Genomic DNA, 14019 nt, shown 5'->3' with positions numbered 1-14019 from the left:
TTGGTGATTTCGGATAATAAGTTTAAGTTAAAACAGAATCTAGATATACTAGTTGCCTTTGGGGTTCTTGGAATAGTCATGATGATAATAATTCCAATACCAAAGCCAATGCTAGATATTTTATTAGCTTTTAATATTACACTTTCGGCTGTAATAATACTAATAACAATGTTTACAACTAATGTATTGCAGATGTCAGTGTTTCCAACACTACTACTTGTAACTACATTAATTAGGCTAGGGCTTAATGTATCATCAACTAGATTAATTTTAACAGAGGCAGATGCAGGATCAATTATTGCAGCATTTGGAGATTTTGTTATTAGAGGAAATTATGTAGTTGGTATAATTATATTCCTTATTATAGTAATAATACAATTTATGGTTATTACAAGTGGATCATCAAGAGTATCTGAAGTAGCAGCTAGATTTACATTAGATGCTATGCCTGGTAAACAAATGAGTATAGATGCAGATTTAAACTCAGGTCTTATAGATGAAATAATGGCAAAGAAAAGAAGACAAGATTTGCAAGCAGAAGCAGATTTTTATGGGGCAATGGATGGGGCATCTAAGTTTGTTAAAGGAGATGCAGTCGCAGGTATAATAATTACTATAATAAATATTATAGCAGGAATTATTATTGGAGTAATGCAACTTAATATGTCAGTTGGACAGGCTGCTGAATTATATACAAAGCTTACAATTGGAGATGGACTTGTAAGTCAAATACCAGCACTTTTAATATCAACAGCAGCAGGTCTGTTGGTAACACGTTCTGGATCTTCTGAAAATTTTGGTAAAACAATTACTAAACAACTTACAGCATTTCCAGTTGCAACAGCAATAGCATCTGCTGTAATATTTGCATTAGGATTAGTTCCAGGTATGCCTAAGATACCATTTTTTTCTGTAGCAGCAGCTGTAGGATATTTATCTTATGCACTATATAAGGATGAATCTGAAAAAGAAGAAATGGAAATTGCAAAAGTTGAAGAAGAATATACTGAAATGGAAAGAAAAGAACCTGAAAATGTTATGGATTTAATTCATGTAGAACCTATGGAAGTAGAAATTGGATATGGGTTAATTCCACTTGCAGATGAATCTACAGGTGGAGACTTACTTCAAAGAATTGCATCTGTTAGAAGACAGTGTGCTATTGAAATGGGTATAGTTGTACAACCTATAAGAATAAGAGATAACTTGCAACTAAAAACAAATGAGTATGTTATCAAAATAAGAGGAACTGTAGTTGCAGCATCAGAGCTTATGCCAAATATGTTGCTTTGTATGGATCCGTCAGGAGACAATTCAAGCATTGCAGGGATAAGAGCAATAGAGCCAACCTTTAACTTGCCAGCAACTTGGATAAATAAGGATCAAAGGGAAGAGGCTGAAATAAAGGGATTAACAGTAGTGGATCCAACAACCGTTATGGTAACTCATTTAACAGAAACTATAAAATCACATTCATATGAATTATTAGGTAGACAAGAAGTTAAATTAGTAGTTGATAATACAAGAGAAAAATATAGTGCTGTTGTAGATGAGTTAATTCCAGATTTAATGACAATTGGAGAACTTCAAAAGGTATTACAAAATCTTTTAAAAGAGAAAGTTCCAATAAAAGATATGGTTACAATTATGGAGTCTCTTGCAGATAACTCAAGAATTACAAAAGATTTAGAACTTTTAACTGAATATGTAAGATTTGCACTTGGAAGAACAATTTGCAATCAAATTATAGATGAAAATAGAAGTGTAGTAGTAGTTACGCTGTCACCACAAATAGAAGAAATAATAGCAGCTAATGTTCAAAAATCTATGCAGGGATCATTCCCAGCAGTAGATCCAGATACTACAACTAGAATTTTAGATAGTATAAAAAATACTGTGGAAATAGTTTACTTCTTTAATAATCAACCAGTTATTTTAGTTTCTCCAAATATTCGTTGTGTATTTAGGAAGCTTATAGAAATGGTGTTTCCTCATATAATGGTAATTTCATTAAATGAAATACCAAATGATGTAGAAATAAGAACTGAAGGAGTTGTATCTTTATAATGATAATTAAGAAATATACAGTTAAAAGTATGAATGAAGCATTAACTAGAATAAGATATGAATTAGGTAAAGATGCAATTATAATAAGTCAAAGGAAAATTAAATCTCCTGGATTTAAAGGATATTTTTCTCCTAAGTTAATAGAGGTAACAGCTGCTTTGGAAAATAATAAAAAAGCAGCTAAAGCTGAAAAAGAAGAAGAGGACGAATCCTTTAAGGAGTCCTTAGAAGGACTTAAAAAACTTATGGATATTGAAGAGTTAAATAATAAAGATATTTTAAGTGTAAAATCTAAAGAATTAGAAAAAAGTAGTGAAGAAGATAGTAAGCTTACAGAAGAAGTAAGGGAAATGAAAGAACTTTTAAATAAAGTTATTAAAAATACATCAAAAGAAGAAGAGAAAGATTTATTAGTTGGATTTATGAAAGAAATAGATATAAATGAAAAATATTTTAAAGAGATAAAGCAGAACTGTTCAGAGGATTTTGATATTTTTAAAGAAGATTTTAAAAAATTATTAAATTCTAAAATTCAAATAAATAGTGAAGATTTACTTGGAAGAGTAGTTCTAGTTGGGCCAACAGGAGTTGGTAAAACTACAACTATTGCAAAACTTGCAGGTAGGCTTGCGTTAATAGAAAAAAAGAAAGTAGGATTAATAACTATAGACACATATAGAATTGGTGCTGTAGATCAATTGAAAACCTATGCAGAAATTATGAACCTACCATTTAAAGTTGTAAACACAATTAAAGAAATGGAGTCGTCTGTAGAAGCTTTAAGCTATTGCGATGTTATATTAATTGATACAACGGGAAGAAGTAGCAAAAATACAATGCAGATTTCAGAGCTTAGAGCATACGTACAAAATGCAAAACCAGACCATACAGCGTTAGTACTAAGTGGAACAACTAAAAATAGAGATATAGATACAATTTTAAGTGGATATGAAGAGCTTAAATATGATAAAATAATTATAACAAAGCTTGATGAAACAACAGTTTATGGAGGAATATTCAATATTATAAATAAAGCGAATAAACCAGTTTCATTTATAACAACGGGCCAAAATGTACCAGATGATATTAAGGTTCCTACTAAAGACCGATTAATTAAATTAATAATCGGAGAGGAAACCATATGTTAGATCAAGCTGAAAGCTTAAGACGACTGGCAAGTGGTGAAAAAAATAATTTTAATAATAGAAAAAAAGCAAGAATAATAACTATAACATCTGGAAAAGGTGGAGTTGGTAAAAGTAATTTCGTTGTTAATTTAGCTATTTCTCTTCAAAGGCAGGGTCAAAAAGTAATGATTTTTGATGCTGATATAGGAATGGGAAATGATGATGTTTTAATGGGAATATATCCGAAATATAATGTGCTAGATCTTATGAAAGGCGGCATGTCAATTGAAGATGTTTTAGTTGATGGACCAGAGGGAATAAAGTTATTACCTGGTGGTTCAGGATTAAACAATATAGAAGATCTTCAGCAAAATGAAAGAGAAGGATTTCTTGAAAAAATAGAAAATATAGAAGGCTTTGATTATATATTTATTGATACAGGAGCTGGAATAAGTAGAAGTGTATTAGCATTTATTGCCTGTGCAGATGATGTAATTATAGTAACTACACCAGAGCCAACATCACTAACTGATGCATATAGCTTGTTAAAAGCAGTAAAATACTTTAAAATAAATAAAGATACAAGCATAGTTGTAAATAGAACTTTTCATAAAGGGGAAGGCGAAGAAACTTTCTTTAAATTTCAAAGAGCAGTAGGAAGATTTCTAAAATTGGAAACTAAATATTTAGGCTGTATTGATGATGATAGAAAGTTAGTTATGGCAGTAAGAGAGCAAAGCCCAGTTGTAATATCTTACCCAAACAGTAATGCAGCAAAGTGTATAAAAGATATAAGTAAAAAAATAATAAATGAAAAAAGACAGCAAAAAGGTTCCGGAGTTGAAGGGCTATTTAAAAGACTTTTTAATATATTTTCATAGGGGTGATAGAGTGAAAAAATTTGATGTGGTTATAAATAGTAAATTAGAGGTTAAGTGGGCAGATGGAATTTACAAAACTTTGGTTCAAGATAGTAATAGTAAAAATATATTAATTAGTATTCCAGTAGTAGGTGGAGTATATCTTACATTGAAAACGGGTGAAGAAATAGAACTAGTTTATTATGATAATGGAGAAAATATATTCAGCTTTAAATGTAGAGTAATAAATAGAATAAAAGAAAATAATATATCTTACTATAGTATTACATTACCATATGATGTAATTAAGATTCAAAGACGTAATTATGTACGTGTTGATACAGTTCAAGTAATTAAGAATATAAAAAAATATGAGAAAGAAACGAATGGACAAGCGGATGATAAAATTTCTAATGCATTATTATTAGACCTAAGTGGCGGAGGTATGAGAATAAAGTTAAGAGAAAAGCTTGAAAAAGGTGATGTAATAAGTGCAAAGATAGGTAGTGAAAATGAGGGAGTTTTAATAAAAGGGAAAATTGTAAGGGTGGATATAACCGAAGATAAAAGATACATTTATGGAATTAGTTTTCAAGAATTAGATAATAGGACAAGAGAAAGAATTATACAAATAGTTTTTAGAATTATGAGAGAACAAAGAAAATTACGATAAAAGGGGATAAGTTATGGAGAGCCAAAGTCCAGTAATGTATAAAGAACAAATAATAGAAAAATATATTCCGTTAGTAAAATATTTAGCGTCTAGGGTTAGTATTGGGAAAACTAAATATATAGAATACGAAGATTTAGTAAGCTACGGTATTATTGGACTTATGGATGCTATTAGTAAATTTGATCCAACTAAGGGGATGAAGTTTTCTTCATATGCATCTATTAGAATTAGAGGATCTATGATTGATGAAATTAGAAAAAATAGACCTATATCTAAAGGCGCTATGGATAAGCTTGCAAAATATAATGATAGTATTGAACGGCTTCAAAATAAGTTTATGAGAGAGCCAACTATAACAGAAATTGCTAAAGATTTAAATATGACACTATTTGAAGTTGGTGAAATTGAAAATTACATAAATTATATGTCTATTGTATCACTAGAAACAATAATTTATTCAGAAGATGATGATGTATCATTTATGGGTCTTGTAGAAGATAAAACAACACCAAGTCCTGAAGGGTCATTAGAAGAAAAAGAAAAATTAGATGTTTTAGCACAGTGTATAGAAAAGTTAAAAGAGAAAGATAGATTAGTTTTAAATTTATATTATTTTGAGGGATTAAATTTAAGAGAGATAGGAAATGTACTTGAAGTATCTGAATCTAGAATATGTCAATTACATAGTAGAGCAATTAGAAATTTAAGGGTTATAATGGAAAAGGTTAAATATATATAAAAGAGGTATGGTAATGGGATTTATACTTATTATAATAGGTGCGTTACTTATTTTATTAAATATTAAGGCAATAAAAAAAGAAGATAATTCTTTTAGTTCAATTTTAAAAAGAGAAGAATCTACTGTAAATAGAGATTATGATGTGGAGATTATATCAATAAGAAAAGATTTGGCAGAAAGTATTTTTGATATACAAAAAGAAATGGAAGAAATTAAAGCGTCAGTATTAGACATAACTAATAAAGAAAATACAATAAATTATTTAGAAAGTATTGAAGAAAAAATAGAAAAGGACGATATTATAACTAATGATATTAAAGTTGAAGATAAGAATGTTATATCAGAAATAAATTTCGCATATAAGCCTGAAAAAATTAATAAGGTGAATGAAGTGAAAAGGTTAGTTCAAGATGGATTTACAGATGAAGAAATTTGCACGAAGATGTTTATAGGTAAGGGGGAAGTACTATTAATAAAAGGATTATTCAAAAGTTAAAAAATGTAGTAGGTTTCCTAAGTGATAGAAAAATATTAATGGGAATCGGTATAGGAATGATTATAGCATCAGTAATAATGTTTAGTTATAAATATAACTCCAGTATTTCAGATGATAAAATAGAAGAAAAAGCAAGAGGATTTGGCATGCACTATGATTATGAGTGTAAAGTTTTATTTGGAGGAGATGATACAAATGATTAGAAGTTTATATACAGCAGTATCAGGAATGATAACTTTAGAAAATAAGCAGGCAACAATAACAAATAACATAACAAATGCTAATACTACAGGGTTTAAAGGTGATACTTTATCAATGAAAAGCTTTGATGAAGTTTTAATACAAAATAAGGATAAAATATCTGGTGGGCATAATGTAAAAAATCCAATAGGAACTCTTAGCCTTGGTACAAAAATTGATAGTATAGATACTAGATTTACACAAGGTCTATTAAAGTCAACAAATAAACCTACGGATTTAGCTATAGATGGAAGAGGTTTTTTTGCAGTTAAAAGCGGGGATCAAACAGTTTTTACTAGAGATGGTAGCTTTAGAGTTAAAAATGATGGGTACTTAGTTACAAATGGTGGTGATCCTGTTTTAGGTATAAATAAAAGTACTGGAGCAATGGAGCCAATTTTTGTTGGAACTGATAATTTTGTAATTGATAATAATAATGGGGTTAATGTTAATGGAAAATCCACACATTCATTAGCCTTAGCAGATTTTAAGGATTATAAAACTTTGAAAAAAGTTGGGGATAATCAATATACTTCAGAAAATCCAGTTTATAATACACAGGTACTAGTAAATCAGGGAGCTTTAGAACAATCAAATATTAATCTTTCAAATGAGATGGTAGAAATGATTACTACAATGAGAAGTTTTGAAACAAATCAAAAGATGATACAAACTATTGATGAGTCACTAGGAAAGGCAGCTAATGAAGTTGGAGCTGTTAGATAATAAACAGGATTAAAAGGGAGTGGAAAAGCAGTGTTAAGAACTTTATGGACAGCTAAAAGTGGAATGAATGCTAATCAAGAAAAATTAGATGCTATATCAAATAATTTAGCGAATTCAACAACTATAGGATATAAAAAAGCAGAAGTTGGATTTCAAGATTTATTAACAGAAAGTTTAGATAGAAAAGGTTATGCTATAAATAATAAAGAATCAGTTATAGGGACAGGTATAAAGACTGGAGAATGGTATAGAGATAATAGTCAGGGCCAATTAATGGAAACATTAAGAAGTACTGATATAGCAATAGATGGGCCTGGATATTTTAGAATAAAATCTCCAAATGGAGAAAGTGCATACACAAGAGATGGAGCATTTGCTGTAGATGGAGCTGGAAGCCTTGTAGATGCAAGAGGAAATAAATTGGATCTTGAATATGCTAATGGATTTAGCAGTGATAATGTGAAGTTTACAAAGGATAATTTCTTGATTGATGAAGAAGGTTCAGTTCATTTAAAACAAAATGATACTTTTTTAAAGGTTGGAGAAATACCTGTTTATAATGCAGTAGGAGATAAAGCATTTGTATCTATAGGCGATAATTTATTTCAACCAGTTAAGGGAACAGAAGTTTTCAGAACAAGGGATGCTAATTTATCACAAGGATTTACTGAAGGGTCAAATGTTGATATAGCAGAAGAATTTGCAGATATGATAGTTACTCAAAGAAGCTTTGAGTTAAGTTCAAGAGGGGTAAAAACTGCAGATGAAATGTGGGGAATGGTAAACAATTTAAGAGCTAGATAGTGTTTTTAATAGAGTGGTAACTAAGTATACAATTATTTAGTTACCACTTTTTTTATTGATAACTAAAATTAATTTGAAAGTTATTTATTTGCATATAACTTATATATAATTTTAATTTATAATTACTAAAAAAAGAAAGCCTCATAAAAGAGGCCTTCTAAATATTAAGATGAAGTTATAGATGTAGTAATCGGTGGTACAACTTGTTTCTTTCTTGAAAGTACTCCAGGAAGGAAAGCACCTTTATCTTTTAATTCTACTTTGAAAGCTTTTTCTACTATTTCAGGTTTTTCACCTGCAACTAGTATTTGTGAACCTTCATTTAATATGTCTGTTAATAATAACATTACCATATCAAGGTTAGCTTCATTAGCTTTAGTTTCCATATAGTCAAGCATTTCATCTTTAAGTGGCATGAAACCTTCAATATCCATAGTGTTAACTTGTGCAATACCAACTTTTATATCCTCTATTTGGAATGGTTTAAAATCTTGATTAAAGATTTGAGGAACAGTTTTTCCTTTTAAAGAAGTTCCTGCTTTAAACATTTCTTTAGCAAACTCTTCAATGTTAATTCCAGCTATTTCAGCAAGCTTTTTGCACATATTCCTATCTTGGTAAGTACATGTGGGACTTCTAAATAATAGTGTATCTGAAATTATAGCTCCACATAAAAGTCCAGCAGCTTGTTTTGATGGTCTAATACCATTTTCAAAGAAACTTTTACCAACTATTGTTGAAGTGCTTCCAAGAGGCTCATTTCTAAAGAAGATAGGATTACTTGTTTGAATATCAGCAACTCTATGATGATCGATGATTTCAAGAATTTCTGCATCTTCAAGCCCATCAACAGATTGACCTCTTTCATTATGATCTACTTGAATTATTTTCTTTTTATAGTTTGAAATTAAATGATATCTTGAAACTGTTCCAAGTACTCTTCCGTTAGAATCAGTTACAGGATAACTTCTAAATCTAGTTTCAGCCATTATACCTCTAATATCATCTACTAAATCATCACTTGAGAAAGTGATAAGATTCTCCCGAATCATAACATAACCTACAGGTATGCTTTGAACAATAAGTCTTGAAGTAGTGAATGAATCATGTGGTGTTACAATAATCGTAATGTTTTTATTTTTAGCTTTTTCGATAATTTCATCGGTTGGTGTATGTGAGCCAGTTACTATCATTAATGAAATTTCAATATCCAGCAAAGCATCTTGAGCTTCGTGTCTATCGCCAACTATTGCAATATCACCTTTATCAATATATCCCTTCATACTATCTGGTTGCATAGCAGTAACTACTATTTTTCCAGGAAATGAAGATTTTGAGTTGCTTATGTATGATTCTTTAGCTGAAAGAGTATCAATTATGTTATCAAGAGATGTATTACTTTTTGAAAGTATAGTATTATCCCATATGTCCATATAACATGAAGTTAAGTTAGATACTGCTAAAACACCTAGTAAATGATCGTTACAATCAGCAACAGGTAAAGTTTTAATGTTTTTATCCTTCATTATGTTCCAAGCCATCTTTAAAGAGATGTCAGGGGAGACTGGGCTAATAGTATCAAATTGTAAATCTTCAACTTTTAATTTAACAGTTTTTAGATATTGTGGAGCTTCTACACCGAAATAATCAAGAATGTATTGAGTTTCTTGACTTACATCTCCAAGTCTAACAGGAATTGCAGGTAAGTTTCCAGTTTTATTTTTAAACTCAGCATATGAAAAAGCTGCGCATATTGAATCAGAGTCAGGGTTTTTATGTCCAGTTACGTATATTATGTCCTTCAAAGTTGTTACCTCCTAAATATTATATTTATATAGTACTATTTTATATATAGGAGAGAGTTTTGTAAAGAGTTCTACAAAATAATAGTTTCTAAAATGATATATATTTAAAAGAAATAAAAATAAATACAAAAATAAAAATAACAGAATATTTTATTATTATGGAAAAAAAAATATAATAGGGATATAATAAAAAACATAATAGGGACTTTATAGTTATAAAATTGCAAAAAAAAGGGGGCTATTAAAATGAAAAAAGTTAAAATTGCTTTGCTGGGGCTAGGCAATGTCGGTTGTGGCGTTTGGAAGATTTTAAATTCAAACAAAGAAGAAATACAAAAACGTTCTGGTTATGAGATTGAAGTAGCTAAAATTTTGGTAAGAGACACTAAAAAGGATAGAGGGGTTATTGTACCAGAAAAAATCTTAACAACGGATTTTAATGAAATATTAAATGACAAGGACATTAAAATTGTAATTGAGGTAATGGGTGGCATAGAGCCGGCAAGAGAGTATATGTTAAAAGCTATGGATAAGAAGAAACATATAGTAACTGCAAATAAAATGCTTCTTGCAACTGGCGGGGATGAAATTTTTGAAAAGGCTGATAGCATGGGAGTAATGTTCCATTATGAAGCAAGTGTTGCTGGGGGAATACCAATTATTAATGGTATAAACGAAAGTTTAACAGCTAACAAAGTTGAGCAATTATATGGAATAGTTAATGGAACTACTAATTATATATTAAGTAAAATGGAAACAGAGGGCTTAAGTTTTAAAGCAGCATTAGATGAAGCAACAGAGAAGGGTTATGCAGAGGCAGATCCAACTTCAGATATAGAAGGTTTTGATGCTCAATATAAATTAGCTATTTTATCATCTTTAGCTTTTGGAACTAAAATAGATGTAGAAAATGTTTATAGAGAAGGTATAACAAATATAAAATCAATAGATATGGATTATGCAAAAGAGTTTAAAATGGTAATTAAATTACTAGCAATAGTAAAAGATGTTAATGGAAAATTAGAACTTAGAGTTCATCCAACCATGATTCCTAAAAATCATCCTTTAGCAAATGTATATGATTCATTTAACGCAATTTTTATAAAGGGGAATGCAGTTGGTGATTTAATGTTTTATGGAAGAGGAGCAGGAGATCTGCCAACAGGAAGTGCTGTAGTTAGTGACTTGGTTTCTATATTAAGAAGTAATATAGATTTAGAAAATATAAACCCAGTAGTTAAAAATAATTTATGGGATAAAAAAATAAGGGATATTAGAAGTGTAGAAAGTAAATATTATATTAGAACAACAGTAGAAGATAAGCCTGGAGTTTTAGGCGAAATAACTACTATTTTAGGGGATTGTGGTATAAGTTTACGTTCAGTTATACAAAGAGGGGTAGAAAGCCCACAGCATGATAAGGTAACGCTTGTGCTTGTAACTCACTATACAAAAGAAGCTAAAGTTATAGAAGCTATAGATGAAATTTATGAACTTAAAACAGTAAAGAAAATAGATAATATTATAAGAATAGAAGATTTTAAAAACTAATCATGGCTAAGGGATATTTAAAAAACAACTAGCCAGATTATTTAAGACCTTTATTCACACAAGTAGCAATGCATACATATGCATTGCTATTTTTTTTGTTACGAAAATCCTCATAAATTTATTAAATTCTAATATATATTATTAGAGAAGGCTTAGGGATCCACAAAAAAATAACTAGTCACAATATTGGATTTGTTATTTTATTTCAGCTCCCTTATTTAAGGAGGAAAATCAGTGATACAAGAAAGAGAGGTTAGTCGTGGACTAACTACAAAAGAAGCAGAGAAAAGAAGCATAAACTATGGATTAAATGAGTTAAAACATAAAAAGAAAACATCTCCAATAGTAATATTTTTAGCACAATTTAATGATTTTATAGTTTGGGTACTAATAGGTGCAACTGTAATTTCAGGAATAATTGGGGATAAAGCGGATGCAATAACTATTTTAATAATAGTAGTTGTAAATGCTATTTTAGGGTTTGTTCAAGAATATAAAACAGAAAGATCGCTAGAGGCATTAAAGGAACTTGCGGCTCCAACTTGTAAAGTTATAAGAGATGGTTCCCTAAAAGTATTAAATTCAATAGAATTAACTATTGGTGATTTAGTTATTCTTGAAGTTGGAGATAGAATTCCAGCAGATGGAACTTTTATTGAAGCTTCATCAATGATGATTGATGAATCACTTTTAACAGGGGAATCAGCTGGAGTATCAAAAGATACTCGAAAAGGTAAAAATGAATGTTTTATGGGAACTACTATATTAAAAGGTAGAGGTATAATGCTAGTTGACTCCATTGGTATGAAAACAGAAATGGGTAAAATAGCAGATTTATTAGATAATATAGAAGAAGAAAAATCACCTCTTAAAGAAAGATTAGATTCTTTAGGTAAAGTTTTAGTTGCACTATGCTTAGTTATATGTGTAATAGTAACAGTTTTAGGCATAATGCGTGGAAATGATATAACTGAAATGTTTTTACTTGGAGTGTCACTTGCAGTTGCAGCTATTCCAGAAGGGCTTGCAGCTATTGTAACTGTTGCTTTAGCTTTAGGGGTTTCAAGGATGCTTAAAAGAAATGCATTGATTAGAAAGTTGCCAGCTGTGGAAACACTTGGATGCACTTCAGTAATTTGTTCTGATAAAACAGGAACATTAACACAAAATAAAATGACTGTAAAAGAAATGTATATGAATGGAAAAATATATGAATTAGAAAAGGAAAAGCTTGCAGAACATATTATGTTAATGAAAGCATTTATTTATTGTAATGACTGTAATTATAATTTTAAAGTTAAAAACATAGAAGAGGCTTTACATGGAGATCCAACAGAAACAGCTTTAATTAAAGGCTTTTTCAAGGATGTTCCATTACTTGAAAGCTTTGTAGTAAATGCAAATAGAGTATTTGACATTCCTTTTGACTCAACTAGAAAAATGATGACAGTTATTATGAGAGAGGATGGCAAAGAAACTTGCTACATGAAAGGTGCGCCGGAGAGAGTAATAGATAAGTGTACACATATTCTTGAGCAGGGGAAAGTAAAACCATTAACTCCTCAAAAGAAAAAGCAAGTTGCATCATATATTGAATCTATGTCAAATAGGGCTTTAAGGTGTATTGCAGCAGCTTATAAAGATGAGGAATTAGTTAAAAATGAAAGAGTAGAAAATGGGCTTGTATTTTTAGGGGTAGCTGGAAGCATGGATCCACCTAGGTTGGAAGTTAGAGATGCGGTTATGAAATGTAAACTTGCAGGAATAAAACCTGTTATGATTACAGGTGATCATAAAAATACTGCACTAGCTATTGCTAAGGCTATAAATATTTGCAGTAGCGATGATCAAGTTTTAACTGGTGATGAAATAGAGAAATTAAGTGAAGAAGAGTTAATGAAAAAAGTTGATAATGTAAGGGTATTTGCAAGGGTATCACCAAATCATAAATTAAGGATAGTTAAAGCATTTAAAAAAAGAAATAATATAGTGGCAATGACTGGTGATGGAGTTAATGATGCGCCTGCAATTAAAGAGGCTGATATTGGAATAGCAATGGGGATATCAGGAACAGATGTTACTAAGGAAGCGGCAGCAATGGTTCTTATGGATGATAATTTTGCAACTATAGTTGCGGCTATAGAAGAAGGTAGAGTTATATATGATAATATAAGAAAGTTTATAAGATATCTTTTATCTTGTAATTTAGGAGAAGTTTTAACAATGTTTTTGGCAACTCTTTTCTACTTACCAAATCCACTTACTCCAATACAAATATTATTTGTTAATTTAGCAACAGATGGTTTGCCAGCTATTGCACTTGGAGTGGATCCGGCAGATAAGGACATTATGGATCAACAACCAAGATCAAAAGGCGAAAGTATTTTTGCAAGAGGGCTTTGGTCAAAAATAGTAGTAAGAGGATGTTTAATTGGTATATGCACGCTGTTATCATTTATGGCAGGCAGATATTATAATTATGATTTAGTTACATGTAGAACACTAGCATTAACAACCCTTGTGGTATCACAACTTTTACATGTCTTTGAATGTAGATCAGAAAGACATTCAATATTTGAAATAAAGATATTCTCAAACCCATGGCTTGTAGGTTCTGTTGCAATATCAATGATAATGGTCTTAAGTATACTTTATATACCATTTTTATCAGGGGTATTTAATACAGTAGCATTAAATATAGGACAATGGATGCTTGTTTTATTTTTCTCAGGAGTAATATTCATTATAAATAGTGTATACTTACTTATAAAATCTAAAAAATAATTTTAAACAGGTCTTAGTGAGCTGTAAGGAAATAAATAGAGTGATAAAAGTAAAAAAATATACTTTTATCACTCTTATTTAATTTAGAAATTAAATAAGACACTTTAAAAAAGATTAATTGGATAGTATATTATTTTCTTTCAGTTC

General features: G+C 30.0%; 12 protein-coding genes. 11 read left to right on the top strand and 1 reads right to left on the bottom strand.

All coding sequences use genetic code 11. The features are described 5' to 3' along the window. Genes flhA through J1C67_RS00790 form a run of 9 tightly spaced genes read left to right on the top strand, consistent with a single transcriptional unit; the run spans nucleotide 1 to nucleotide 7732 of the window. Entirely contained in the window at nucleotides 1-2067 is a 2067-nt protein-coding gene (gene flhA / locus J1C67_RS00830) for a flagellar biosynthesis protein FlhA (protein WP_207713879.1), read from the top strand. After that, nucleotides 2067-3215, top strand: coding sequence for a flagellar biosynthesis GTPase FlhF (gene flhF, locus J1C67_RS00825; protein ID WP_167866247.1), 1149 nt, complete (start codon nucleotides 2067-2069; stop codon nucleotides 3213-3215). Before flhA ends, flhF begins: the two co-directional genes overlap by 1 nt. After that, on the top strand, nucleotides 3209-4075 hold the full coding sequence (locus tag J1C67_RS00820; protein ID WP_167866248.1) for a MinD/ParA family protein: 867 nt from the start codon (nucleotides 3209-3211) through the stop codon (nucleotides 4073-4075). The genes flhF and J1C67_RS00820 overlap by 7 nt, the downstream gene beginning before the upstream one ends. A gap of 10 nt (nucleotides 4076-4085) precedes the next feature. Continuing rightward, nucleotides 4086-4727 carry a flagellar brake protein gene (locus tag J1C67_RS00815; RefSeq protein WP_167866249.1) on the top strand — a complete coding sequence of 214 codons (642 nt, stop codon included), beginning with the start codon at nucleotides 4086-4088 and terminating at the stop codon, nucleotides 4725-4727. A 13-nt stretch (nucleotides 4728-4740) separates the two neighbouring features. Next, complete coding sequence (locus J1C67_RS00810) at nucleotides 4741-5466, top strand: FliA/WhiG family RNA polymerase sigma factor (RefSeq protein ID WP_089970584.1); 726 nt, start codon at nucleotides 4741-4743, stop codon at nucleotides 5464-5466. Between the two features lie 13 nt (nucleotides 5467-5479). Next, entirely contained in the window at nucleotides 5480-5962 is a 483-nt protein-coding gene (locus J1C67_RS00805; protein WP_243176728.1) for a hypothetical protein, read from the top strand. Between the two features lie 38 nt (nucleotides 5963-6000). Next, nucleotides 6001-6165, top strand: coding sequence for a hypothetical protein (locus J1C67_RS00800; RefSeq protein ID WP_167866105.1), 165 nt, complete (start codon nucleotides 6001-6003; stop codon nucleotides 6163-6165). Then, nucleotides 6158-6928: a flagellar hook-basal body complex protein gene (locus tag J1C67_RS00795; protein WP_167866251.1), complete on the top strand. Its 771-nt coding sequence runs from the start codon at nucleotides 6158-6160 to the stop codon at nucleotides 6926-6928. Before J1C67_RS00800 ends, J1C67_RS00795 begins: the two co-directional genes overlap by 8 nt. 30 nt (nucleotides 6929-6958) lie before the next feature. Next, nucleotides 6959-7732 carry a flagellar hook-basal body complex protein gene (locus J1C67_RS00790; RefSeq protein ID WP_167866252.1) on the top strand — a complete coding sequence of 258 codons (774 nt, stop codon included), beginning with the start codon at nucleotides 6959-6961 and terminating at the stop codon, nucleotides 7730-7732. A gap of 164 nt (nucleotides 7733-7896) precedes the next feature. On the opposite strand, the gene J1C67_RS00785 is transcribed toward J1C67_RS00790, so the two are convergent. After that, nucleotides 7897-9537: a putative manganese-dependent inorganic diphosphatase gene (locus tag J1C67_RS00785; RefSeq protein WP_167866253.1), complete on the bottom strand. Its 1641-nt coding sequence runs from the start codon at nucleotides 9535-9537 to the stop codon at nucleotides 7897-7899. Between the two features lie 246 nt (nucleotides 9538-9783). Here J1C67_RS00785 and J1C67_RS00780 point away from each other — a divergent pair, with 246 nt between their 5' ends. Beyond that, on the top strand, nucleotides 9784-11088 hold the full coding sequence (locus J1C67_RS00780) for a homoserine dehydrogenase (protein WP_167866254.1): 1305 nt from the start codon (nucleotides 9784-9786) through the stop codon (nucleotides 11086-11088). 234 nt (nucleotides 11089-11322) lie between these two features. Next, nucleotides 11323-13872 carry a calcium-translocating P-type ATPase, SERCA-type gene (locus J1C67_RS00775; protein ID WP_167866255.1) on the top strand — a complete coding sequence of 850 codons (2550 nt, stop codon included), beginning with the start codon at nucleotides 11323-11325 and terminating at the stop codon, nucleotides 13870-13872. The last annotated feature ends 147 nt before the right edge of the window (nucleotides 13873-14019 follow it).

Source organism: Clostridium gasigenes, assembly GCF_017348895.1.
Lineage (GTDB): Bacteria > Bacillota > Clostridia > Clostridiales > Clostridiaceae > Clostridium > Clostridium gasigenes.
The sequence above is the reverse complement of the archived record's forward strand: the minus strand, read 5'-3'. Positions and strand labels throughout refer to the sequence as shown.

What these genes read in the sequence shown, in the direction of transcription:
- flhF (WP_167866247.1), top strand. Translation starts at nt 2,067, where the DNA reads ATGATAATTAAGAAATATACAGTTAAAAGTATGAATGAAGCATTAACT.
- J1C67_RS00820 (WP_167866248.1), top strand. Translation starts at nt 3,209, where the DNA reads ATGTTAGATCAAGCTGAAAGCTTAAGACGACTGGCAAGTGGTGAAAAA.
- J1C67_RS00810 (WP_089970584.1), top strand. Translation starts at nt 4,741, where the DNA reads ATGGAGAGCCAAAGTCCAGTAATGTATAAAGAACAAATAATAGAAAAA.
- J1C67_RS00805 (WP_243176728.1), top strand. Translation starts at nt 5,480, where the DNA reads ATGGGATTTATACTTATTATAATAGGTGCGTTACTTATTTTATTAAAT.
- J1C67_RS00800 (WP_167866105.1), top strand. Translation starts at nt 6,001, where the DNA reads ATGGGAATCGGTATAGGAATGATTATAGCATCAGTAATAATGTTTAGT.
- J1C67_RS00795 (WP_167866251.1), top strand. Translation starts at nt 6,158, where the DNA reads ATGATTAGAAGTTTATATACAGCAGTATCAGGAATGATAACTTTAGAA.
- J1C67_RS00780 (WP_167866254.1), top strand. Translation starts at nt 9,784, where the DNA reads ATGAAAAAAGTTAAAATTGCTTTGCTGGGGCTAGGCAATGTCGGTTGT.